Origin of the sequence: Pseudomonas sp. GD04015, assembly GCF_029837675.1 — a bacterium.
Classification (GTDB): domain Bacteria; phylum Pseudomonadota; class Gammaproteobacteria; order Pseudomonadales; family Pseudomonadaceae; genus Aquipseudomonas; species Aquipseudomonas paralcaligenes.
The window spans coordinates 1-23,427 of record NZ_JAOEEE010000025.1 but is presented as its reverse complement, the minus strand read 5'-3'; the positions used below and the strand labels follow the sequence as shown (position 1 = coordinate 23,427).

The 23,427-nt window shown below is 65.0% G+C and carries 19 protein-coding genes, 4 tRNA genes and 1 pseudogene; 10 read left to right on the top strand and 14 right to left on the bottom strand.

Annotated features, from left to right (window positions below; all coding sequences use genetic code 11):
- Positions 1-52 precede the first annotated feature (52 nt).
- From N7640_RS18505 to N7640_RS18495, 3 genes are read right to left on the bottom strand one after another with little or no spacing between them, the layout of a single operon-like run.
- The gene (locus N7640_RS18505) at positions 53-754 is read right to left on the bottom strand and encodes a copper resistance protein B (protein ID WP_279902066.1); all 702 of its coding nucleotides are present in this window, start codon (positions 752-754) and stop codon (positions 53-55) included.
- A complete protein-coding gene (locus tag N7640_RS18500) occupies positions 741-2,408 on the bottom strand; it encodes a copper resistance system multicopper oxidase (RefSeq protein WP_279902067.1) in 1,668 nt (555 codons plus the stop codon). Before N7640_RS18500 ends, N7640_RS18505 begins: the two co-directional genes overlap by 14 nt.
- Entirely contained in the window at positions 2,405-2,929 is a 525-nt protein-coding gene (locus tag N7640_RS18495; RefSeq protein ID WP_279902068.1) for a plastocyanin/azurin family copper-binding protein, read from the bottom strand. The genes N7640_RS18500 and N7640_RS18495 overlap by 4 nt, the downstream gene beginning before the upstream one ends.
- Positions 2,930-3,077: 148 nt before the next feature.
- On the opposite strand from N7640_RS18495, the gene N7640_RS18490 reads away from it, so the two are divergent.
- Together N7640_RS18490 and N7640_RS18485 are read left to right on the top strand one after the other, a co-directional pair.
- Positions 3,078-3,755 (top strand): heavy metal response regulator transcription factor, encoded by a 678-nt coding sequence (locus tag N7640_RS18490; RefSeq protein ID WP_279902069.1) that lies wholly within the window; start codon positions 3,078-3,080, stop codon positions 3,753-3,755.
- The gene (locus N7640_RS18485; RefSeq protein WP_279902070.1) at positions 3,755-5,080 is read left to right on the top strand and encodes a heavy metal sensor histidine kinase; all 1,326 of its coding nucleotides are present in this window, start codon (positions 3,755-3,757) and stop codon (positions 5,078-5,080) included. Before N7640_RS18490 ends, N7640_RS18485 begins: the two co-directional genes overlap by 1 nt.
- 768 nt (positions 5,081-5,848) lie before the next feature.
- Here the strand turns inward: N7640_RS18485 and N7640_RS18480 are convergent.
- From N7640_RS18480 to N7640_RS18460, 5 genes are all read right to left on the bottom strand, one after another.
- Positions 5,849-8,914, bottom strand: a complete 3,066-nt coding sequence (locus N7640_RS18480) for an efflux RND transporter permease subunit (RefSeq protein WP_279902071.1) — start codon at positions 8,912-8,914, stop codon at positions 5,849-5,851.
- On the bottom strand, positions 8,911-9,939 hold the full coding sequence (locus tag N7640_RS18475) for an efflux RND transporter periplasmic adaptor subunit (protein WP_347815569.1): 1,029 nt from the start codon (positions 9,937-9,939) through the stop codon (positions 8,911-8,913). Before N7640_RS18475 ends, N7640_RS18480 begins: the two co-directional genes overlap by 4 nt.
- Before the next feature lie 108 nt (positions 9,940-10,047).
- Complete coding sequence (locus tag N7640_RS18470; RefSeq protein WP_220813200.1) at positions 10,048-10,827, bottom strand: ABC transporter permease; 780 nt, start codon at positions 10,825-10,827, stop codon at positions 10,048-10,050.
- Positions 10,824-11,756, bottom strand: coding sequence for an ABC transporter ATP-binding protein (locus tag N7640_RS18465; RefSeq protein WP_220813201.1), 933 nt, complete (start codon positions 11,754-11,756; stop codon positions 10,824-10,826). Before N7640_RS18465 ends, N7640_RS18470 begins: the two co-directional genes overlap by 4 nt.
- Before the next feature lie 138 nt (positions 11,757-11,894).
- Positions 11,895-12,563: a transglutaminase family protein gene (locus N7640_RS18460; protein ID WP_279902075.1), complete on the bottom strand. Its 669-nt coding sequence runs from the start codon at positions 12,561-12,563 to the stop codon at positions 11,895-11,897.
- Positions 12,564-12,680: 117 nt separating this feature from the next.
- Between N7640_RS18460 and N7640_RS18455 the strand changes: the two genes are divergently transcribed.
- On the top strand, positions 12,681-15,125 hold the full coding sequence (locus tag N7640_RS18455) for an acyl-CoA dehydrogenase (RefSeq protein WP_279902076.1): 2,445 nt from the start codon (positions 12,681-12,683) through the stop codon (positions 15,123-15,125).
- Positions 15,126-15,238: 113 nt separating this feature from the next.
- A complete protein-coding gene (locus tag N7640_RS18450) occupies positions 15,239-15,649 on the top strand; it encodes a PA2817 family protein (protein ID WP_279902077.1) in 411 nt (136 codons plus the stop codon).
- 402 nt (positions 15,650-16,051) lie between these two features.
- Here the strand turns inward: N7640_RS18450 and N7640_RS18445 are convergent, their stop codons facing one another.
- A complete protein-coding gene (locus tag N7640_RS18445; protein ID WP_220813205.1) occupies positions 16,052-16,819 on the bottom strand; it encodes a hypothetical protein in 768 nt (255 codons plus the stop codon).
- Positions 16,820-17,040: 221 nt separating this feature from the next.
- On the opposite strand from N7640_RS18445, the gene N7640_RS18440 reads away from it, so the two are divergent.
- The 4 genes from N7640_RS18440 to N7640_RS18425 all read left to right on the top strand — a co-directional run bounded on the left by N7640_RS18440 (position 17,041) and on the right by N7640_RS18425 (position 17,451).
- A tRNA-Glu gene (locus tag N7640_RS18440) sits at positions 17,041-17,116 on the top strand.
- Between the two features lies 1 nt (position 17,117).
- Positions 17,118-17,193, top strand: a tRNA-Gly gene (locus N7640_RS18435).
- A gap of 105 nt (positions 17,194-17,298) precedes the next feature.
- Positions 17,299-17,374: transfer RNA gene (locus N7640_RS18430), tRNA-Glu, on the top strand.
- A 1-nt stretch (position 17,375) separates the two neighbouring features.
- Positions 17,376-17,451 (top strand) — tRNA-Gly (locus N7640_RS18425).
- 448 nt (positions 17,452-17,899) lie between these two features.
- Here the strand turns inward: N7640_RS18425 and N7640_RS18420 are convergent.
- The 5 genes from N7640_RS18420 to N7640_RS18400 all read right to left on the bottom strand — a co-directional run bounded on the left by N7640_RS18420 (position 17,900) and on the right by N7640_RS18400 (position 21,154).
- Entirely contained in the window at positions 17,900-18,451 is a 552-nt protein-coding gene (locus N7640_RS18420; protein WP_279902078.1) for a YfbU family protein, read from the bottom strand.
- Between the two features lie 93 nt (positions 18,452-18,544).
- Positions 18,545-19,600: a hypothetical protein gene (locus N7640_RS18415; protein ID WP_279902079.1), complete on the bottom strand. Its 1,056-nt coding sequence runs from the start codon at positions 19,598-19,600 to the stop codon at positions 18,545-18,547.
- A gap of 206 nt (positions 19,601-19,806) precedes the next feature.
- Entirely contained in the window at positions 19,807-20,403 is a 597-nt protein-coding gene (locus N7640_RS18410; protein ID WP_279902080.1) for a hypothetical protein, read from the bottom strand.
- A complete protein-coding gene (locus tag N7640_RS18405; protein ID WP_279902081.1) occupies positions 20,394-21,050 on the bottom strand; it encodes an NUMOD4 motif-containing HNH endonuclease in 657 nt (218 codons plus the stop codon). Before N7640_RS18405 ends, N7640_RS18410 begins: the two co-directional genes overlap by 10 nt.
- Positions 20,996-21,154: a hypothetical protein gene (locus tag N7640_RS18400; RefSeq protein WP_347881137.1), complete on the bottom strand. Its 159-nt coding sequence runs from the start codon at positions 21,152-21,154 to the stop codon at positions 20,996-20,998. The genes N7640_RS18405 and N7640_RS18400 overlap by 55 nt, the downstream gene beginning before the upstream one ends.
- Before the next feature lie 50 nt (positions 21,155-21,204).
- On the opposite strand from N7640_RS18400, the pseudogene N7640_RS18395 reads away from it, so the two are divergent.
- Together N7640_RS18395 and N7640_RS18390 are read left to right on the top strand one after the other, a co-directional pair.
- Positions 21,205-21,777 (top strand): annotated as a pseudogene (locus tag N7640_RS18395) (site-specific integrase); the annotation flags it as partial.
- A 20-nt stretch (positions 21,778-21,797) separates the two neighbouring features.
- Entirely contained in the window at positions 21,798-23,387 is a 1,590-nt protein-coding gene (locus N7640_RS18390) for an ABC-F family ATPase (protein WP_220813206.1), read from the top strand.
- The last annotated feature ends 40 nt before the right edge of the window (positions 23,388-23,427 follow it).

Sequence of the window (23,427 nt, the reverse complement as noted above, 5' to 3'; positions counted from 1 at the left end):
TACCCGTAGGGCAGGTGAAACCCGCGAATCTGCCACGCGGGTTTCACCCGCCCTACAGCCAGAAACGCAGGCCGACTACCCAGGCACCCTCCTCGTCATGCTCGCCTTCCGCGCGCAGCCAGTCACCGCTGCGGCCGTAGGTCTTCTCCCAGACATAACCGACATAGGGCGAGAACTGCGGGCTGGCCCGGTAGTGCAGGCGCAGCCCGGCCTCCAGGGTGCTGCCGCCGGCGCCGATGCCCAGGTCGCGGTCGTCCAGCGCCAGGTCGTACTCCAACTTGGGCTCCAGGGCCCAGTGCCGGGTCAGCAGCAGCTCGTACTCGGCCTCGATGCGCAGCGAGGCGTCGCCACGCTCGCTGAGGAACAGGTTGGCGTCCAGTTCGATCCATTGCGGCGCCAAGCCCTGGAAGCCGAGCACCGCGTAGCTGCGCGCCGGCCCCGGCTGGTCGTCGTGGCGCAGGCCGGCCTGCCAGTCGAAGAATTCTGACGCCATACGCCGGTACAGCAGTTGGGTCTCGCTGGAGTCGGTCGGCCCACCGTCGACGCGCTCGCCGCTGCTCTTCAGCACCGCCTTGTGCAGGTCGTTGCCGTAGGTCGCCTCCAGTTCCCAGGCCAGGTCCTGCTCGTCGCCGTCGAAGCGCCGCTCCAGGTGATCGACGGCCAGCTTGGCCACCGGCATGGCGTCCATGTGCTGCTCCATGGCCAGGGCCGGGGTGGCCAGCAACAAGCCGAGGACGAGATTAGTGGTGCGCATGTTCGCTCTCCTTCGTGGCCGGCTGCTCGTTGTAGAACGGCTGGGGGGTGCCATCGGGCGCCTCCACCACGATCTTGCGGAACATGCCGCTGGCCATGTGGTAGATCAGGTGGCAGTGGAAGGCCCACTCGCCCATGGCGTCCACCGGCACGTCCACTTCCAGGCTCTGCCCGGGCGCGACGTTGACCACGTGCTTGAGCGGGTTGAAGCGGCCGTTGCCCTTGTCCAGCTGCATCCACATGCCGTGCAGGTGCATGGGGTGGTTCATCATGGTCTGGTTGACGAAGCGGAAGCGCACCCGCTCGCCGTATTTCAGGCGGATCGGCTCGGCCTCGGAGTACTTCACCCCGTCGAACGACCAGAAGTAACGCTCCATGTTGCCCGTCAGCTTCAGCTCGATGGTGCGGTCCGGCGCGCGGTAGCCGGCGGCCGGGCGCATGGCCTTGAGGTCGCCGTAGACCAGCACGCGCCCACCGTCGACCGGCTCGGGCGCGATGCCGCTGCCCGGCGCGTAGTCCGGGTTGCCCTCAGCAGGAATGGCGTGGCCCATGGCGGCATGGTCCATGCCCGCCATCTGCGCATGATCCATCGAGCCGTGGTCCATGCCGGCCATGTCGTGGCTCATGCCCATGTCGGCCATGCTCAGCAGGCGCGGCGCGCGCAGCGGCGGCGCCTCGGCGCGCATGCCCTGGCGCGGCGCCAGGGTGGCCAGGGCCTGGCCGCGCCGGTCCATGGACTCCGCGACCAGGGCGTAGGCCTTGTCCTCGGTGGGCTGGACGATGACATCGTAGGTCTCGGCCACCGCCAGGCGCAGTTGGTCGACCACCACCGGCTGCACGTTGTTGCCGTCGGCCTGCACCACGGTCAGCGGCAGGCCGGGGATGCGCAGGTCGAAGTAGCTCATGCCCGAGCCGTTGATGATGCGCAGGCGCACCCGCTCCCCCGGCTCGAATAGCGCCGTCCAGTTCTGCTCGGCGTCACGGCCGTTGACCAGGAAGCGGAAGCCGCCAACGTCGGCGATATCGGTCCTGGCCATGCGCATGTTGCCCCAGTCCCAGCGGTCCTTAACCGTGGTCGACAGGCCATCGCGAGCCACGTCGCGGAAGAAGTCGCCTAGGGTCTGTTGCTGGTCGTTGTAGTAGTCGGCCTGCTTCTTCAGGTTGGCCAGGGTGCGCTCGGGCTTCTCGTCCTGCCAGTCGAACAGCAGCACGGTGTACTCGCGGTCGTAGCGGTACGGCTCGCGTCCCTTCGGCTCGATGATCAGCGGGCCGTACAGGCCCTCCTGTTCCTGGAAGTCGGCGTGGGCGTGGTACCAGTAGGTGCCGGACTGGTTGAGCGTGAAGCGGTAGGTGAAGGTCTCGCCGGGCGCGATGCCGGGGAAGCTGATGCCCGGCACGCCGTCCTGGGTGTAGGGCAGGATGATGCCGTGCCAGTGCAGCGCGGTCATGCGGTCGAGCCGGTTGGTGACGGCGATTTCCACCGTCTCGCCTTCCCTGAAGCGCAGCTCCGGCGCGGGGCTCTGGCCATTGATGGTCAGCGCCGGGCGGCTGCCGTCGCTGAAGCGCACCTCGCCTTCGTCGATCACCAGCTCGTAGCGCCCGGCCTGGGCGCCCAGGCTCGCACCCAGCAGCGCGCAGAGCAGCAGCCACCTCACGGCTGCACGTCCAGCTTGCCGACCATGCCGGCCTGGTAGTGGCCCGGCAGGTTGCAGGCGAACTCCAGACCGGTGGCCTCGGCGAAGGTCCAGGTCAGCTCGGCGCTGCCGCCCGGCGGCACCAGCACGCTGTTGGGGTCGTCGTGGCTCATCTCGCCGTGGTCCATGCCGGCCATGTCGTGGCCCATCTTCGAGTGGTCCATGGGCTGGATGCCGTTCTCGCCGAGCATGCCCATCTGCTGCATCATCAGCATCTGCTCCTGATGCCTGGCGTGCATGGCGGCGTCTCCCAGGCTGAACTCGTGGAGCAGGCCGCCCTCGTTCTTCAGCACGAAACGCACCGTCTCGCCGGCCTTGACCTGCATGGCGGCCGGCTCGTAGTACATTTCGCCGAGGGTGATCTCCACCGTGCGCCCGGCGCTTGCCGGATCGGCCGGCTTGCCGAAGGCGAAGTGGCCGCCGTCGGCCAGCGCCGGCAGGCTGAAGGCGCAGAGCAGCGGCAGGAAGAAACGTGCGGACATGGCGGGGCTCCATCTGTAGGTCTGGCCGCCACTCTAGGCCGCCGCCGCTGGCGCCAGGCTGACGCGAAGATTACATCTCTGTCAGCTTCGCCCCGCGCGAGCCCCGGCTGGCGTATAAAGCCGACTGCGCAACCTCCGCGAGAGCACCATGAAACTGCTGATCGTCGAAGACGAACCCAAGACCGGCCAGTACCTGCGCCAGGGCCTGGCCGAGGCCGGCTTCGCCGTGGAGTTGGCCTGCGACGGCACCACCGGCGAGCACCTGGCGCTGACCGGCGAGTACGACCTGCTGATCCTCGATGTGATGCTGCCCGGCCGCGACGGCTGGCAGATTCTCGCCGCCGTGCGCGCCGCGGGCCTGGGCGTACCGGTGCTGTTCCTCACCGCCCGGGACGCGGTGGAGGACCGGGTGCGCGGCCTGGAGGCCGGCGCCGACGACTATCTGGTCAAGCCCTTCGCCTTCACCGAACTGCTGGCGCGGGTGCGCAGCCTGCTGCGCCGCGGTACCGGCGCGCCGCAGGAGCACCAGTTGCAGCTCGCCGACCTGTCCCTCGACCTGCTGCGCCGGCGCGCCGAGCGCGGCGGCCGACGCATCGACCTGACCGCCAAGGAATTCGCCCTGCTGGAGCTGCTGCTGCGCCGCCAGGGCGAGGTGCTGCCCAAGTCGCTGATCGCTTCCCAAGTGTGGGACATGAATTTCGACAGCGACACCAACGTCATCGAGGTGGCCATCCGCCGCCTGCGCGCCAAGGTCGACGAAGGCTTCGCCGCGCCGCTGATCCACACGGTGCGCGGCATGGGCTACGTGCTGGAGGCGCGCGGCTGATGTCTCTCGCCAATCGCCTGGCCCTGCTCTTCGCCGCCTGCGCCGCCGCCGTGGCGCTGGTCGCCGGTGCCCTGTTCACCCGCGCCAGCGAGGCGCACTTCGTCGAGCTGGACCGGCAGCAGCTGGAAGGCAAGCTGGCGGTGTTCGCCGAGCTGCTGCGCGGCGTCGGCGACAGTGACGGCCTGGCCGCGCGCCGCCCGCAGCTGGAGCAGGAACTGCAACGCCATCCGGAACTGGCCCTGCGCATCCAGGGCACGGATGGCCAGACCTGGTTTGCCAGCCAGCCGCAGCTGGCCCACCTGCCGGCAAGCGACGGGCAACCGAGCCGCTGGAGCCACCACGGCGCCGACTTCCGGGTGGTGGAGACACGCCTGGACGGTGGTCCGCGCCTCAGCCTGTTGCTGGACATCACCCACCACCAGCACTTCCTCGACCAGATGCAGCGGCTGATCTGGCTCTGCGTCGGCCTCTCGGCCCTGGCCACCGCCCTGCTCGGTGCCTGGGTGGCGCGCCGCGGCCTGCGCCCGCTGCGGCAGATGACCGGAGTGGCGCGGCAGGTGTCGGCGCAGTCGCTGACCGCCCGCCTGCCGCTGGACGGCATCCCGACCGAGCTACGCGAGCTGGCCGAGGCGTTCAACGCCATGCTGGCGCGTCTGGAGGACGCCTTCGCACGGCTCTCGGCGTTCTCCGCCGACATCGCCCACGAGCTGCGCACGCCGCTGTCCAACCTGCTGACCCAGACCCAGGTGACCCTCGGCCAGCCCCGTGAGCTGGCGGAATACCGCGAGGCGCTGCACTCCAACCTGGAAGAACTGCAGCACCTGGCGCAGATGGTCGGCGACATGCTCCTGCTGGCCAAGGCCGACAACGGCCTGCTGCAGACCCGCCGCGAGCCGCTGGCTCTGGAAGCCGAGCTGACGGCCCTGGCCGACTACTTCGCGCCGCTGGCCGAGGATGCCGGGGTGAGCATACGGATCGAGGCCGAAGGCATGGTCACGGCCGACCGCGCGCTGCTGCGCCGGGCGCTATCCAACCTGATCGATAACGCCCTGCGCTTCACCCCGGCCAGCGGCGAGCTGCACCTCCGCGCGACGGCCGCCAGGATCGAGGTCGCCAACCAGGGGCCGGAAATCCCCGTGGAACTGCAAGAGCGGCTGTTCGACCGCTTCTACCGCGCCGACCCGGCCCGCCGCGAGGGCGGCGCTGAACACGCCGGCCTGGGCCTGGCCATCGCCCGCTCCATCGTCCAGGCCCATGGCGGCACCATCCGCTGCGAGTCGGAGGGCGGCTGGACGCGCTTTATCCTGGAGCTGCCCGCGGGCTAGGGCGAGCCCCCTACGCACATAGCTCCCCGTCGTCCCCGCGTGGGCGGGGACCCAGGACGCGCCGTCTTGCCCGCAACTGGATTCCCGCCTACGCGGGAATGACGGGGTTTTCTGCCTGCCTCGTCCGTGCTGGGCAGTTATCCGGTAGCCCTGGAGAGAGCCACCATCATCTTCCGCGCCGCTTGATCGACCATAGAGCGGGCTGCACGACTCTGCGCGTACCCCACCTCCCGTCGTCCCCGCGCAGGCGGGGACCCAGGACGCGCCGTCTTGCCCGCAACTGGATTCCCGCCTACGCGGGAATGACGGGGGGTTTCTGCCTGCCTCGTCCGTGTTGGGTCGTTATCCGGTAGCCCTGGAGAGAGCCGCCATCATCTTCCGCGACGCTTGATCGACCATAGGGCGGGCAGCACGACTCTACGCGTAACCCACCTCCCCGTCGTCCCCGCGCAGGCGGGGACCTAGGACGCCCGTCTTGCCCGCAACTGGATTCCCGCCTGCGCGGGAATGACAGGGTTTTCTGCCTGCCTCGTCCGTGCTGGGCCGTTATCCGATAGCCCTGGAGAGAGCCGCCGTCATCTTCCGCGACGCTTGATCGACCATAGAGCGGGCTGCACGACTCTGCGCGCCCCCACTTCCTCCCCGTCGTCCCCGCGCAGGCGGGGACCCAGGACGCGCCGCCTTGCCCCGCAACTGGATTCCCGCCTGCGCGGGAATGACGGGGTTTCTAGTCGCCTTGTCCGTACACAACCCTCAGCGAAACCACCGCTAGGACAAAGCCTGCGCCGGCTCCGCCACGATCGGCCGCCAGCGGCGCAACAGGCTGTACAGGGTCGGTACCACGAACAGGGTGAAGAAGGTGCCGACCACCAGGCCGCCGACGATCACCATGCCGATCTGCTGGCGGCTCTCGGCGCCGGCGCCCGAGGCGACGGCCAGGGGCAGCGAACCGAGGACCATGGCGCCGGTGGTCATCAGGATCGGCCGCAGGCGTTGCACCGAGGCCTCCAGCACCGCCTCGCCCAGCTCGCGGCCCTCGCGCAGCAGGTGGTTGGCGAACTCGACGATGAGGATGCCGTGCTTGGTGATCAGCCCGATCAGGGTCACCAGCCCCACCTGCGAGTAGATGTTCAGGGTGCCGCCGAACAGCTTCAGCGCCAGCAGCGCGCCGGCCATCGACAACGGCACGCTGAACAGGATGATCAACGGGTCGAAGAAGCTCTCGAACTGCGCCGCCAGCACCAGGAAGATGAACAACAAGGCCAGCACGAAGATCATCGCCACCCCGCTGCTGGACTCCTTGAAGTCCCGCGAGATCCCGGTGTAGTCGAACTGGGTGTCCGGCGGGAAGATCGCCCGCGCCTTTTCCTCCAGATGATCCAGCGCCTCGCCCAGGGTGTAGCCGGAGCCGACGTTGGCGCTGACCGTGACCGCGCGCAACTGGTTGAAGTGGTTGAGTTCGCGCGGCGCCACCGTCTCGTGCACCTCGATCAGGTTGGAGAGCTGCACCATGTTGTCGTTGCGCCCGCGCACGTAGACGCGGTTGAGGTCCTCGGGGTTGCTGCGATCCACGTCGGCCAGTTGCACCAGCACGTCGTACTGCTCGCCATTCTGCTTGAAGCGGGTCACCTGGCGGCTGCCGAACAGGCTTTCCATGCTACGGCCGATGGTGGCCACATCCGTGCCCACCGCCACCGCCTGCTCGCGGTTGACCGTGACCTTGAGCTGGGGGGTGTTCAGCTTGAGGTCGGTGTCCAGGCTCTCCAGTCCGGGATAGCCGCGTACCGCGGCCAGCAGTTGCTCGACGTACTGCTGCAGCTCGGCGTACTCCAGCGAGGAGCGGATGACGAAGTTCACCGGCTGGTTGCGCGCGCTCTGCCCCAGCGGCGGGCGGTTGATCGGGAAGGCGCGCACGCCGGGGATGTCCTGCAGCTTGGGCAGCAGCTCGTCGCGGATCTCGAATTGGCTGCGCTCGCGCTTGTCCCAGTCCTCCAGCTTCATGAACGACAGCCCCTGGGCCACGGTGGGGAAGCCGACGATCACCATGTAGCGGTTGGTCTCGGGAATCGAGGCGTAGGCCGCCTCCAGCTGCTTGGCGTAGCGACTGGTGTAGCCGACGGTGGCACCGTCGGGGCCGTTGATCGAGCCGACGATGGTGCCGGTATCCTCGGTCGGCGCCAGCTCGCTGCGCAGGCCGGTGAACAGCCAGGCGCACAGCACCAGGATGGCCAGCAGCAGCGCCACCACCGCCCACCAGGCACGCAGGGTGCGCTCCAGCAGATGGCGGTAGTTGTAGGTCAGGCCGTTGAGGAAACCTTCCACCAGGTTGTAGAAGCGGCCGTGCTTCTGCTGCGGTACATGGGCCTTGAGCAGGTGGCCGCACATCATCGGCGACAGGGTCAGGGCGACGAAGCCGGACACCAGCACGGCACCGGCCAGGGTCCAGGCGAACTCGGTGAACAGTTTGCCCGAGGTGCCCTGCATGAAGCCGATCGGCGCGTACACGGCGGCCAGGGTCAGGGTCATGGCGATCACCGCGAAGGCGATCTCGCGGCTGCCGACGAAGGCCGCCTGCAGCGGCTTCATGCCCTGCTCGATGTGGCGGTGGATATTCTCCAGCACCACGATGGCGTCATCCACCACCAGGCCGATGGCCAGCACCATCGCCAGCAGGGTCAGGGTGTTGACCGTGAAGCCCATCAGCGCCATCAGCGCGCAGGCGCCGATCAGCGACACCGGGATGGTGACCAGGGGAATCAAGGTCGCGCGCAGGGAGCGGAGGAACAGGAAGATGATCAGGATGACCAGCACCACCGCTTCCCAGATGGTGGCGTAGACGTTCTTGATCGACTCGCGGATGAACAGCGAGTTGTCGTTGGCGATGGCCATCTCCATGCCTTCGGGCAACAGCTCGCGGACCTCCGGCAGGGCCTGGCTGAGGCCATCGGAAATCTCCAGCGGGTTGGCCGTGGCCTGCTTGACCAGGCCCAGGGACACCGCCGAGCGGCCGTTGAAGCGCACCACGGTGCGCTCGTCCGCCGCGCCGATCTCGGCCCGGCCCACGTCGGCCAGGCGCAGCAGGTAGCCGCGCGAGTCGTCGAGGATCAGGTCGTTGAATTCCTCCGGCGTCTTCAGGTCCGTCTCCGACAGCACGGTGAATTCGCGCTGCACCGACTCGATGCGCCCGGCGGGAATCTCCACGTTCTGCCGGCGCAGCGCGTCTTCCACGTCCTGCACGGTCAGGTCGTGGGCGGCCAGCTTCTCCGGGTCGAGCCAGATGCGCATGGCGTAGGTGCGCGCGCCGCGGATCTGCACCTCGGAGACGCCAGGAATGGTCTGCAGGCGGTCCTGCACCACCCGCTCCAGCACGTCGGTGATCTCCATCGCGGAGAACCGCTCGCTGTAGAAGGCCAGCCAGATCACCGGCTGGGCATCGGCCTCGACCTTCTGCACCATCGGCTCGTTGATCTCGTCCGGCAGCAGGGTGCGCACCCGGCCGAGGCGGTCGCGCACGTCGTTGGCCGCCTCGTCGGAACTGGTGCCGAGGCGGAACTGGGCGGTGATCTGGGTGTTTTCCGAACGACTGATGGAGCTGACGAAGTCCAGCCCCTCGATGCCCGAGAGCACGTCCTCGATCGGCTGCGCGACCTGGGACTCCATGATTTCCGGGCTGGCGCCGGGGTAGATGACGTTGACCGTGACGATCGGCACATCGATGTTCGGGTACTCGCGCACCGCCAGGCGCTGGTAGGCCAGCAGGCCGAGCAGCACGATGATCAGCGACAGCACGGTGGCGAACACCGGCCGGCGGATGCAGATGTCGGACAGGGTCATGCGCCTTCCCCGCGCGCGACGGTGCGTACCTCGTCGCCGGGATCGACCTTCTGCCAGCCGGCGCTGATCACCGTCTCATCGCCCCGCAGCCCCTCCACCACCTCGGCCCGGCCGCGCAGGCGCTGGCCGATGCGAATGCGCCGGCGCTCGACCTTGCCGTCCACCACCAGATTGACGAACAGGTCGCGCCCCACCGGCATCACCGCTTCCTCCGGGATCACCAGGGCCTGCGGGCGCTCGGCGAGGATCACCGAGACCTTGACGAACTGGCCGGGCTTGAGCCGGAAGTCGTCGTTGGCCACCTGGGCACGAATGGCCTGGCTGCGGCCGACCTCGTCGAGGCGCGGGTTGAGGGCAATGATGCGGCCGGCGAAGCGCTCACCGGGGTAGGCGTCCAGCGCCAGCTCGATCGACTGGCCGACACGCACCTGGCTGACGGCCTTCTGCGGCACGCGGAAGTCCACCTTGAGCGGGTCCAGCACTTCCAGATTGACGATGTCGTCGCCGGCGCTGAGGTAGTCGCCGACGCTGACCAGGCGCAGGCCAAGCACACCGTCGTAGGGTGCGCGCACCTGGGTCTTGTCCAGACGGGCCTGGGCCAGGGCCAGGCTGGCGCGGGCCGCCTGCTGCTGGGAACTGGCCTCGTCCAGCGCCTGGGCGTTGCTGGCGCCGCGCTTGTAGAGCATCTGCGCCCGGGCATGGTTCTTTTCGGCGAGGTCGAGATTGGCCCGGGCCTGGGCCAGTTCGGCGCGGGCGATGGCGTCGTCGAGGCCGACCAGCAGGTCGCCGGCCTTCACCGCCTGCCCCTCCTGGAAATGCAGGGTGGCGACCCGGCCCTCCACTTCCGGGCGGATCGTGGTGGACTCGTCCGAGCGCAGCGAACCGAAGGTGATCAGCTCGTCGCGCACCAGCGTGCGCTCGGGCTGCGTCACCTCCATCAGCGGCCTCTGCTCCGCCAGCGCCAGACCACTGCCGAACAGGCCCAGCAGCACCAGGGGCCACAGCACGCGACGCATCATCCACATCCTCTTGGAATTCGAGTTAGCCGGAGAGTCTAACGGCTCTGCCGTCGCGCGATTGTCAGCGACAGGTAAAGATGGCGCCAGCCTATGACGCCATGTTTCCCGTCGCGCTTACTGGCGCATGCCCCTTCCGCTCTTCAGCAGGCGGATGCAGAACAGGTAGAGCAGGCCACTGGCCAGCAGCATCATGCCGATGGCGATGCGGATGTCGATGTCGGAAACGCCGAGGATGCCGTAGCGGAAGGCGTTGACCATGTGCAGGATCGGGTTGGCCAGCGACACGTGCTGCCAGAACTGCGGCAACAGGCTGATCGAATAGAACACTCCGCCCAGGTAGGTCAGCGGTGTCAACACGAAGGTCGGGATGATCGAGATGTCGTCGAAGTTGCGGGCGTACACCGCGTTGATGAAGCCGCCCAGGGAAAAGGTGATCGCGGTGAGCAGGATCACCAGCACGGTCACGCCCAGGTGATGCACCTGCAGGTGGGTGAAGAACAGCGACAGCAGGGTGACGATCAGCGCCACCGCCAGGCCGCGCAGGGCGCCGCCGATGGTGTAGCCGATCAGGATGGTGTGCGGCGACACCGGCGACACCAGCAGCTCCTCGACGTTGCGCTGGAACTTGCTGGAAAAGAAGCTGGAGACCACGTTGCTGTAGGAGTTGGTGATCACCGACATCATGATCAGCCCCGGCACGATGAACTCCATGTAGGAATACTCGCCCACCCCGCCGACCTGGCTGCCGATCAGGCGGCCGAAGATCACGAAGTACAGCGCCATGGTGATGGCCGGCGGCAGCAGGGTCTGCGGCCAGATGCGCATGAAACGCCGCACTTCGCGGCGCACGATGGTCTGCAGGGCGACCCAGTTGGAGGCGAGTTCCGGGCTCATTTCGCCACCTTCGCCAGGTTGTTCTCGACCAGGGACACGAACAGTTCCTCGAGACGGTTGCTCTTGTTGCGCAGGCTGATCACCTCGATGTTCTGCTCGGCCAACTGGCGGAACAGCCCAGTGATGCCCAGGCTCTTCTCCACCTGCACCTCAAGGGTATGCGCATCGACCAGCGCCGCCGGGTAGCCCTGCAGCCGCGGCGTCGCCGGCAGGTTGTCCTTCAGGTCGAGCAGGAAGGTCTCCACGTGCAGGGTCTTGAGCAGCGCCTTCATGCTGGTGTTCTCGACGATGCGGCCGTGGTCGATGATGCCGATGTGGCGGCAGAGCTGCTCCGCCTCTTCGAGGTAGTGGGTGGTGAGGATGATGGTGATGCCCTTCTGGTTCAGCTCGGTGAGAAAGCCCCACATCGAACGGCGCAGTTCTATGTCCACGCCGGCGGTGGGCTCGTCGAGGATCAGCAGGCGCGGCTCGTGGACCAGCGCGCGGGCGATCATCAGGCGCCGCTTCATGCCGCCGGAGAGCATGCGCGCGGCCTCGTCGCGTTTTTCCCACAGGCCGAGCTGGGTCAGGTAGCGCTCGGCGCGCTCCCGCGCGACCTTCTGCGGGATGCCGTAGTAGCCGGCCTGGGTCACCACGATGTCGATGACCTTCTCGAACTGGCTGAAGTTGAACTCCTGCGGCACCACGCCGAGGCAGCGCTTGAGGCCGGACGGGTCACGGTCCAGGTCGTGGCCGAACACCTCCACCGAGCCGCCGCTCTTGTTCACCAGGGTCGAGAGGATGCCGATGGTGGTGGACTTGCCTGCCCCGTTGGGGCCGAGCAGGGCGAAGAAATCGCCCTCGGCCACATCGAGGTCGATGCCCTTGAGGGCCTGGAAGCCGTTGTCGTAGGTCTTGGTCAGTTGCCGGATGGACAGCGCGGAACTCATGAGGGATAGCTACTCGGCCGGTAAGGCTTGTGGGAGGAGGAAGGTAGATAAGGCCCGCAGCGGGCAATTGCAACCATTCGTTGCAGGCTAGCCTGCCCGTCGCCGGCGCGGGAAAGAAGCCCTCCGGGCTGATGATGACTATCGAATGCCTTGATGGGCGGCCTCTGCCTGCAGGTCGCCGCCCGGCGGCATCGCGCCCTCCTCGAACAGATGCGGGTAGCACTGGCGCAGGCGGCCGAAGAACAGCTCCAGCGGTAGGTCGTCGAACCGGCCGTGATCCTGCAGGTACTCCATGTAGCGCTCGCCGTCGGCGTTGAAGGGGTGGAACACGCTGTCGCTACGCCCGTCAAACTCCAGCGGCGCCACCCGGAACACCCGGCACAGCTCCTGATTGAAGGCCGGCGTGGCCTTGACCCATCGCCCCTCGATGAACAGCTCGGCATAGCCATGCATGGCGAACACCTCGCTGCGCAGCATCTCCAGCAGGCGCGGCGTGGACAGGTGATTGCGCACATCCGCCAGACCGAGGCGCGCCGGTATTCCGCAGTGCCGGGCGCAGGCCGCCAGCAGCAGGGCCTTGGGCACGCAGTAGGACTCGCCCGCGGCCAGCGCGTGGCTGGCCTTGAGCGTCTCCGGGTCGAGGCTGAAGGCGTAGGGGTTGTAGCGGATCTGGTCGCGCACCGCGTAGTACAGATTCACCGCCTGCGCGCGAGGGTCGCAGCCGGTGCCGCGTGAACGCTCTGCGAACTCGACTACCCTAGGGTGGTCACTATCCACGAAGCGGCTGGGTAGAAGACTGGAGCGCATGGCGTTTCCCCGGGGAGGTTTTGCCCCAGTCTATCCAGACCTATCGCGCCGGATGCACGACGATCCGGCCAAGCTCGCCGGCCTTGCCGCCAAGGTCGGCCTCATGGAGGATTGCGCATGCTCGCTGTCTGGTTGCTGATTCTGCTGTTCGGCGTCGCCTATCTCGCTTATTCCCGCATGGCCGCCCTGCCCGCCATGGGCCTGGTCGCCGCCTACCTGATCCTGCTCGGCCTGTTCGGCGACGCCCCCGGCTGGCTGGAGCTGCTGCTCTGGCTGCTGTGGCTCGGCGTGGCTATCCCGCTGGCGCTGCCCGAGCTGCGCCGCAAACTGATCACCGGCCCGCTGTTCGGCTGGTTCCAGAAGGTGCTGCCACCGATGTCCGCCACCGAGCGCGACGCCATCGAGGCCGGCACCGTGTGGTGGGATGGCCAGCTGTTCAGCGGCCGCCCGGACTGGGACGTGCTGCTGAGCTACCCCGCCGCCAGGTTGAGCGACGAGGAGCGGGCCTTCATCGAGGGGCCGGTGGAAGAACTGTGTGCCATGGTCAGCGACTGGGAGATCGGCCAGCAGCTGGACCTGCCCGAGAGAGCCTGGCAGCACATCAAGAGCAACGGCTTCTTCGGCCTGATCATTCCCAAGGAATACGGTGGCAAGGGCTTCTCCGCCTACGCCCACTCCCAGGTGGTGATGAAGCTGTCGACCCGCTCCGGCGACCTCGCCTCCACCGTCATGGTGCCCAACTCCCTCGGCCCGGCCGAGCTGCTGCTGCACTACGGCACCGACGAACAGCGCCAGCACTACCTGCCGCGCCTGGCCCGCGGCGAGGAAATCCCCTGCTTCGCCCTCACCGGCCCGCTGGCCGGCTCCGACGCCGGCGCCATGCCGGACACCGGCATCGTCTGCAAGGGCCAGTGGGACGGTGAGGAAGTGATCGGCCTGCGCCTGAACTGGGAGAAGCGCTACATTACCCTGGGCCCGGTCGCCACCCTGCTCGGCCTGGCCTTCAAGGCCTATGACCCGGACCACCTGCTGGGCGACAAGGAAGAACTCGGCATCAGCCTGGCGCTGATCCCGACCGACACCCCCGGCGTGGAAATCGGCCGCCGCCACCTGCCGCTCGGTGCAGCCTTCATGAACGGCCCCAACTCGGGCAAGGACGTGTTCGTGCCGCTGAGCTTCCTGATCGGCGGCCAGGAATACCTCGGCAAGGGCTGGATGATGCTGATGAACTGCCTGTCGGTGGGCCGCTCCATCTCCCTGCCCGCCGGCGGCACCGGCGCGGCGAAGATGTCGAGCCTGGTCAGCGGCCAGTACTGCCGCGTGCGCGAACAGTTCGGCGTGCCGCTGGCCGCCTTCGAAGGCATCCAGGAGGCGCTGGCGCGCATCGGCGGCAACGCCTGGATGATGGACAGCGCGCGCACCCTGACCGCCACCGCCGTGGACCTGGGCGAGAAGCCCTCGGTGCTGTCGGCGATCCTCAAGTACCACCTCACCGAACGCGGCCGCGAGTGCATCGGCCACGCCATGGACGTGCACGGCGGCAAGGCCATCATCATGGGGCCGAACAACTACCTGGCCCGCGCCTGGCAAAGCATCCCGGTGTCGATCACGGTCGAGGGCGCCAACATCCTCTCGCGCAACCTGATGATCTTCGGCCAGGGCGCCATCCGCTGCCATCCGTTCGTCCTTGACGAAATGGCCCTGGCCGGACGCGAGGACTACGAACAGGCGCTGCTGGAGTTCGACGACCTGCTGCTGCGCCACGTCGGCTTCGCCGTAGGCAACGCCGCGGGCTCCCTGCTCCACGGGCTGACCTTCAGCCGCTTCGGCAACGTGCCCGGCGACAACCTCAGCCGCCCCTACTTCCGCGCGCTGAACCGCCTGGCCGCCGCCTTCGCCCTGATGGCGGACAGCAGCATGATGCTACTGGGCGGCGAACTGAAGCGCCGCGAGCGGATCTCCGCACGCCTGGGCGATGTGCTCAGTCACCTCTACCTGGGCAGCGCCGCGCTCAAGCGCTACCACGACCTGGGCAATCCGGAGGCCCTGCAACCGCTGCTGATCTGGGCACTGGAGGAAAACCTCGGCCTCGCCGAACAGGCGCTGGACGAGCTGCTCGGCAACTTCCCCAACCGCCTGTTCGGCGGCCTGCTACGGGTGCTGGTGTTCCCCCTGGGCCGCCGCCACAAGGGGCCGAGCGACGAGCTGGACGCGGAAGTCGCCGCCATCCTCGGCCGCCCGCGCGGCGACCTGGCCCTGGAGAGCGTGCTGGAGGGCTGCTACCGGCCGCAGGGCGCGGACGACCCGGTCGCCGCGCTGCAGCATGCGGTAGACCTGCTCGACACCGCCACGCCGGCCCAGCGCAAGCTGCACAAGGCGCTCAAGTCCGGTCTGCTCCCGCAGCCCGGCGAACATGACATCGACGCGGCACTGCGCGAACAGCAGCTGACCACCGAGGAAGCCGAGCAGCTGCGCCTGGCCGAGGCGGCACGACGCAAGGTGATCGACGTGGACGACTTCGCCAAGGAGGACCTGAAGCTCGGCGAAGACCGGGTCCGCTGAGGCGGATAGCGATCCGGCGGCCCTGGCGCGAACGCGCCGGGGTTGCTGCGAGGGACATGGCGGGCGCGGAGTCTTATACTTCGCGCCCGTTTTCGTTCTACAGGACTGCCCGAATGGCCACTGCCTACCTCGACCACCACCTCGTCCTGCTCGCCCACCTGCGCGGCATCCTGGTCGCCCTGGGCGAGGCCGAACAGGTGGAGGACGACACCCACGCCCTGTTCCTCGAACGCTTCGACGAACTGCTGGCGCAACTGCCGGAAGACCCCGAGAACAGCCAGTACCTGGGCCAGGACATCATCAGCCAGGTCTTCCACCGCTATCCGCAGATCGCCCACCTGGTGCCACGCGACCTGCTGTGGTTCTTCGGTGGAGACTGCCTGCACTTCATGCCGGACGAGGAAATCGACCTGTACCAGCGACTGGACGAGCGCCGCTTCGAAGCCGAGGAAAACGGCGAACCGTTCGACTGGAACCGGGAAAAGCAGCTGCTGGCCCTCCCCCCGGACAGCGCCAAGCACTGACTCAACCAATAAACCCCGTTGCGTATTGCAGACGCTACAGCGGCCTTGCGGAAGCGAGCCTGTAGGGTAACCCACCAGCACAATCGACTGCGCCCCGCCGGTGGGTTACGCCGGCAAGCGGCCGGGTCACCCTGCGCGTTGCGCGGTCAAGCCCCTCTATCTGAACGCTGCAGCTACCTACCCCTGGATTCCCGCCTGCGCGGGAATGACGGTTTCGGAAGAAACTCCACCCTACCTCGTCATCCCCGCACAGGCGGGGACCCAGAATGAGTCAGGGCGCTACAACACGTAACGGGGACATAGCCAATAAAAAGGCCCGCCCGGCATAACCCGGGCGGGCCTTTCACATCGTAGGGTGCGCCATGCGCACCATCGCTTCGGACAATCTACGAGCCGCGCGCCTCAGTCGTAGATGTTCTTCTTCTTCCAGTCGTCTTCTTCCAGCCCCTTGAGCCCTTCGGTCAGCTCGTTGACCTCATCGGCCTCGGGAACGGTCTTCTCCAGCACCACGGCATTGGCGCGGGCCAGTTGGTCCTCCAGCTGCTTGAGCTGGGTCTTGTAACGCGGCAGGTCGCCCTGCTTGCGCAGGTACTGCACGCCGCGCTCGAAGAACAGGCGGGCCTGGCCGGGCTGCCCCTTCTGCATGTACTGCTGGCCGCAATTGCGGAAGAACTCGAAATGCAGCTGCACAAGCATGTGGCGGATCTCGCCCAGCCACTGCTTGCCTTCGGCCGCGGGAATCAGATGCTCCTGCGCGGCGCGGGTGATCTGGCCGTGAAGGTTCTCGAGCAGGAAGCGCACGTCCTTGGCCTTGGCCTCGGTCAGGATCTGCTGGGGCGGGTTGCCGACTGGGATGGCGTCGTTCTTGGCCACCAGCTCGCGCAGCTCGGCCAGGCGGCTCTTCAGGTTGGCGTTCTGCTTGTCCAGCTGCAGCAGGCGCTCGCCGAACTGCAGCTCGAAGCGACTGAGCAGCAGCTTCAGCGCGGGTGTCATCAGCTGGCCCGGCATGCTCTCGGACACGTCGCGGCTGCGACGCATGCGATCGTTGAAATCCGCCTTGAGCCTGGCCTTCTCCAGCTTGCTGTTCTCCACCATGTGGTTGACGTAACCGATGATGAACAGCACCACGATACCGGCGACTACCAGCGCGGTAATGACGACTGGGGACACCTGGAACCTCCCGATGCGCTTCTTTATTGCCCGAGTGTAGTGCCTTAGCCATCATGCTGATAGTCGCTTGTCAGTTTCTGGCGCGAAGTCGTTGATTTAGAAAAAGTTTTGATTGAGGGTTGACGCTCCTCGCCAGGCTCCATAGAATGCGCGCCACTTTCAGCGAGTTAGCGAAAGCGAATTCGCGGGAAGTCGGGATGCTGTTGCAAGCTCCTGGCCACGTCCCCTTCGTCTAGTGGCCTAGGACACCGCCCTTTCACGGCGGTAACAGGGGTTCGAGTCCCCTAGGGGACGCCATGCGGGAATAGCTCAGTTGGTAGAGCACGACCTTGCCAAGGTCGGGGTCGCGAGTTCGAGTCTCGTTTCCCGCTCCAGTTTCACGAAACGCCCCTCGACGAGCGGCGTTTTGATTAGAGTTGCAGCGTCGATGGCGACATCGGCCTGAAACACCGGAAAGCTGTTGTAAGCTCCGGGGCCACGTCCCCTTCGTCTAGTGGCCTAGGACACCGCCCTTTCACGGCGGTAACAGGGGTTCGAGTCCCCTAGGGGACGCCAAGCGGGAATAGCTCAGTTGGTAGAGCACGACCTTGCCAAGGTCGGGGTCGCGAGTTCGAGTCTCGTTTCCCGCTCCAATTTCACGAAACGCCGCTCGTTAGAGCGGCGTTTTCGTTTGCGCCCGAATCGGGCTACCAAGCGCCCAGCCTGTCGGATCCCGGCGGGGCCAAAACACGAAGGACCCGCGTACCTGCGAGGCCCTATCAGTTCGGTGCTGTCTCTCCAGCTGTCCGCCGAAGGACCTTCGAGCGCCGATACCCTGCTGCATCGGTCTCGCTCTAGGCCCCCGCGCCCGACCGGAGTTTCCGTAGGTGAAGCCTGCGTGGGCTGCCAGTGTTTTCCGTGAAGCCCCACCGCTGGCCGGGGGCGTCCAGGCTCCCCCCGTAGGGCCGCCCTGGCTGCGGTACCGTGATTCGTGCCCATAAAAAACCCGGCTCAGTGGCCGGGTTTTAGGAGGGGTTCTGCCTCAGCGCGTAGCTTCGAACAGTGGGTATATCGTGCCGAAAGTGGCACAAGGGGTCAAGCCTATCGATTGCTCGGGTGAGTCTGTGCGCTCAACAATTCGGCGAACTCTTCGAGAGTTGGATCGAAAACCGAATGTTCATCAAGCCACGAATTAAAGGCCTCTAGCAATCGGCTGTAAACATCGACCATTGGGGCATGCGAGTTTGTATCCCTCCCTTCAAGAAAATCCCAATACCCTAAGTCGTTAACCAGAATCTGTACGATAGCTCGCAAGTCAGTTTCTCTGTTTCCATCGAAACCGCTGAAGCGAGGATTCTTGCCGAAGACAGGGCAAATTTCCGCTAGCTGCCTCTTCTCAGCATCACCGAGCTCATCATAGTGAGCCTCGATGGCTTGCCACATTTCTAGCACATCCGTTACATAGTCAACTTCCGGAGGGGTATCAGTCGGAGTTTCGAAAATTCCTGGATACCTCCATGCCAATGCCCAGCCAGTACCTCCAGCGACCATACGTTGCACAAACTCGGGCTCTACGCCGTCGTCAATTTTCAGAGCGCGATGAATGTCAGTGAGAAGCGTGACTATCAGCTTCTGTGCATTGGAGAACTCCATGCTTACCTCGCCATCCATTGAAAGGAAAATGAGGTATACCAACATTAGATGGCAATGCGCCAGCTTCCTTTTGTCGCATTGAGGCTGTCGTCCCTACGGCTTGGGCCTAACAAGCACAAGATCGTCTTCGTCAATGCCAGCCCGAATGTGCAGTTCGGGGGTGGACTCTTCAGGGATACCCTCTAGCATCAAAGCGACTTTTGCTTGCTGAAAGGCCATCGTTATGGACTTTCCAAATCCAATTGCGGAATAGAACTGAGCTGCGAATACCCGCGCTGCCTCGTCTCCTATTGCCTGATTCATCCCTATCGCTGCGTCAACATACTGAGTACACGCCGCAGCCTGCCTGAATGAATGACAGGTGTTAAAGAACACCAACTGGACGGAATCAAATAATGCGAAAGCTCCTACGATACTGTCCATAGATACGAGCTCTGCATCCCCAAATCGGTTCTGCAGCACTAGCTCATCTTCATGCGTACCATGGCCGCTGAAATGAACGACTGCTGGGCTCAGCTCGTTCATGTATTGGAGAATATCCCCGGGTCGCAAAGCCCATCGAGACTCTAGCCTTACTGCGTCGCGGTGGTCAGAAAGACGAATTTTCTGCTGAATTTCTCTGACTTCTTCATCAAGCAAAAGCCTGCGGTCTGAGGCTGTAGCCGGATCAGTAGCGAAGAAGGCGACGACAATTTCATCAGGCAGCGCACTTAGCTTATCCACCCGAGCCATCGTTTGTCGGTGTAGGTAATCGTGACGTTCGAGGCTCGACTCAACCTCGCGAAGCTGACGAAGCTGACTATCCTGATACCGTTTCTGCTCAAGGCTTTTCTTCTTCAGCAACTTGCTTTCTTCGTCATCCAGTCGTTTCTGAAGATCTCCAAGCTTCTTTTGCTCGCCGGCAATTTTCTTCTCAATCTTCGCAGCCTCGTTAAGGTGCTTCGCTTGAGCCTCGGCATGCTGGCTTGCTTCACGCATCTTCGAGTTCACCGTCGACAGCGACTTACTCTTATCAGCGGCAGTCGTAGCAGCCAGCGACTTTTTCCCAGCATCAGCGGCCTTTTGAGTCTCCTTCGCCTTCTGCTCCATTAGACGGGCGATAACTCCACGGAGCTGAGCAACTTGCCTTCGATACATATCGACGCTCATGTCCTACTCCTTACTGGCCTCGTTCAGGCAGCATTTGATCAGCAGCTCGCTCAGCTTCGCTTCGCGTGCTGTACGGTCCGGCAACCGTTCCTTCGTCAGTCCCGATTAGCCAGCCGTTGTCGGCTTTGAAAATCTCATATCCGTTGCAGTGGTAGATCTCTGGCACTTCCATTTCGGTCCCCTTCCGACGTGATGTCCAAATGATGCTACAGCGAAGCGGCAGTCGCCATCCCACGCTCCGCCGCCATCGGCCGCAGCGCCTTCCGATCCAGCCCATCGCACACTCTGAACAGCTGCTGCACGATCCAGCCCCACTCTCGGGACCAGTTGCGCCGGTCAAGGATCAGGCCGTGCCGATTCTGCAGCCAGCCGCGGAACAACCTGGGCGACTCCAGCGAGTCAGGATTACCCATCCCGCCCTGCACCATTCGCCGATATCGGTAGAGCACGCCAGAAGCGACCCAGTAGGCCTCACGCTGTTTTTCCTCGGCCAGCTGTTCGCGCTTCCACCACGACTCCCACAGCAGCGCCAGAGCAACCTCCTCCCAGTTGTTCGATACGATCATGCTCACCTCGGGCGCGTACAGGTTGTGCCCGAAGCACTGCAGCTCGAGCGGCAGCGACGCGATGGCCGCCTGGAACCGGCCGGCCAGCGCCTGATGCGCGATCTGGTTCAGGCTGTTGTCAAACTCGGAGAACTGGACCTGGCCCCAGACCGAGCGGTCCACCAGGTTCTCCAGCATCGTGACGCCGCCCTGGTATAAACAATCGTGCCAAGCAGCTCGGGCTGAAATCAGTCGCATGGAGAGTCCTCCGGCGGGACATTCCAATACCGCCCCATCAGAATCTGCCCAACCATGAATTGAGATACGCCGAACTGGCGCGCGATCTCGACTTGAGTTGCCTTGCCGCACATCGCGCGGATCTGTTGTGCAAGCTCGAAGTTCAGCAAAGTGCCAGTGCCACCATGCTTTGAGCGGTCAACGCAATTTTCCAGATGAGTGCCCCAGCGCAAGTTGTCGAGGCGGTTGTCACTTTTGACGCCGTTTCGGTGAAGAGCTTCCATCCCCTCTGGGCAAGCCCCCTCGAACGCCTCCAGAACAATCCGGTGCACATGTAGCGTTTTCTGTTTCCCATCGGCATTCAGCGTGACATGCATGTAGCCATTGGTTTTCTTGGTTGGCTGACTCAACTTCCCTGGAATCATCCGCCTCCTTCCGGCCGAGTCGATAAGCACCCTCCCAAGGCTGCGAATCTGGCCCTCGCGTGAGACCTCATGAGTCTCTTCAAACCCTGCCGCAGGACGCCAAGCCTGGCGCGCACTGATCAGCTTCATTCTCCCCCCAAACCGCGCGCAATTCGCGCAGGTACTGCCAATCTGAAAATCCTGCTCGCCTACTGCCACGCCTTCGCGCAGGCGTTCGCGGGGGCGCACCGCGTTACTGCGCACCGTGCACACCTACTCCTCGTCGTACAGCGGACCTTGACGCAGGGCGTTTCCGAGTAGCGCCGGCGGTACATGCCGTCGGTGTTCTGCACGTCGTCGCGCCACACCACGCCGTTGCAGCCGTCGCATATGGCTTTCAGCACGTTGTCGGTGTCTCATCTACGCCGCGCTGTTTGAGTTCCTGTTCTTCACCGGCCTGCGGATCTCGGAAGCGCTCGCATTGCGCTGGGAAGACATCGACTGGGGCCGCCGCCAGACTCACATACGCCGAACAGTTGCCCTGGGCGAGATCGAGGAGCGGACGAAGACCAAGCAGGAGTGCATCATCCTGCTGAACCAGCGAGCGCTGCAGGCTCTGTGGTTCGCCAAGGTCTACGCCGACCGACGCCTGCAGGGAGTCGGCAGGATCAAATCCACCCCTTACATCTTCCCGCCCTCGAAAAGCCATGAGCACATCCGGGAGACCTCGAATGTGCACCAGCAGTGGCGACCGACACTCGCCTCCCTGGGCATCCGGGACCGGCCGCCATACAACTGCCGGCACACGTATGCGACAATCTGCCTGATGTCTGGCCTCAAGCCCGCCTTTATTGCCCAGCAGCTCGGCCACTCCGTGCAGATGCTGCTCACCACATACGCGCGCTGGATCAACTCCTCATCCGACTGGGACGAGCTGGATAAGCTCGAAATCGGTATCAAATTGGTATCGAACCAGAATCAGCGCCTCTAAGTTATTGATAGGTAAGCACTTTGATTTCTACCGCAAACATCACCATGCAGTTCGGCCCCAAGCCGCTGTTCGAGAACGTTTCCGTCAAGTTCGGCAACAGCAACCGCTACGGCCTGATCGGCGCCAACGGCTGCGGCAAGTCGACCTTCATGAAGATCCTCGGTGGCGAACTGGAGCCCTCGGCGGGCCAGGTGATGCTCGAACCCAACGTACGCCTCGGCAAACTGCGCCAGGACCAGTTCGCCTATGAGGAATTCTCGGTGATCGACACCGTGATCATGGGCCATGCCGAACTGTGGGAAGTGAAGGCCGAGCGCGACCGCATCTACGCCCTGCCGGAGATGAGCGAGGACGACGGCATGAAGGTCGCCGAGCTGGAGGTCGAGTTCGCCGAGTACGACGGCTACACGGCCGAGTCCCGCGCCGGCGAACTGCTGCTCGGCCTGGGCATTCCGCTGGAACAGCACTTCGGCCCGATGAGCGCCGTCGCCCCGGGCTGGAAGCTGCGCGTGCTGCTGGCCCAGGCACTGTTCTCCGACCCGGAAGTGCTGCTGCTCGACGAGCCGACCAACCACCTGGACATCAACACCATCCGCTGGCTGGAAGACGTGCTGACCGCGCGCAACTCCACCATGATCATCATTTCCCACGACCGTCACTTCCTGAACTCGGTCTGCACCCACATGGCTGACCTGGACTACGGCGAGCTGCGCCTGTTCCCCGGCAACTACGACGAATACATGACCGCTGCCGAACAGTCCCGCGAGCGCCTGCTGGCCGACAACGCCAAGAAGAAGGCACAGATCGCCGAACTGCAGACCTTCGTCAGCCGCTTCTCGGCCAACGCCTCCAAGGCCAAGCAGGCCACCAGCCGCGCCAAGCAGATCGACAAGATCCAGCTGGAAGAGGTCAAGCCGTCCAGCCGCGTCAGCCCGTTCATACGCTTCGAGCAGCACAAGAAGCTGCACCGCCAGGCGGTGACCCTGGAGAAGGTCAGCCAGGGCTTCGACGGCGTGCCGCTGTTCAAGAACCTGTCGATGCAGATCGAGGCCGGCGAGCGCGTGGCCATCATCGGCCCCAACGGCATCGGCAAGACTACCCTGCTGCGCACCCTGGTCGGCGAGATGGCGCCGCTCTCCGGCGAGGTGAAGTGGACCGAGAGCGCCGACGTGGGCTACTTCGCCCAGGACCACGCCGAGGACTTCGAGGACGACTACACCCTGTTCGACTGGATGTCGCAGTGGACCCAGGGTGGCGAGCAGCTGGTGCGCGGCACCCTCGGCCGCATGCTGTTCGGCAACGACGAGATCAAGAAATCGGTGAAGGTCATCTCCGGTGGCGAACAGGGCCGCATGCTGTTCGGCAAGCTGATCCTGAAGCGACCCAACGTGCTGGTGATGGACGAACCGACCAACCACCTCGACATGGAATCCATCGAGGCGCTCAACCTGGCGCTGGAGAACTACCCGGGCACGCTGATCTTCGTCAGCCACGACCGCGAGTTCGTCAGCTCCCTGGCCACCCGCATCATCGAGCTGTCGGAAAACGGCGTGACCGACTTCAGCGGCACCTACGACGACTACCTGCGCAGCCAGGGCGTGATCGTCTGAGCCTCACCGCGTAACGAAAAGGCTAGGTCTGATGAATTAA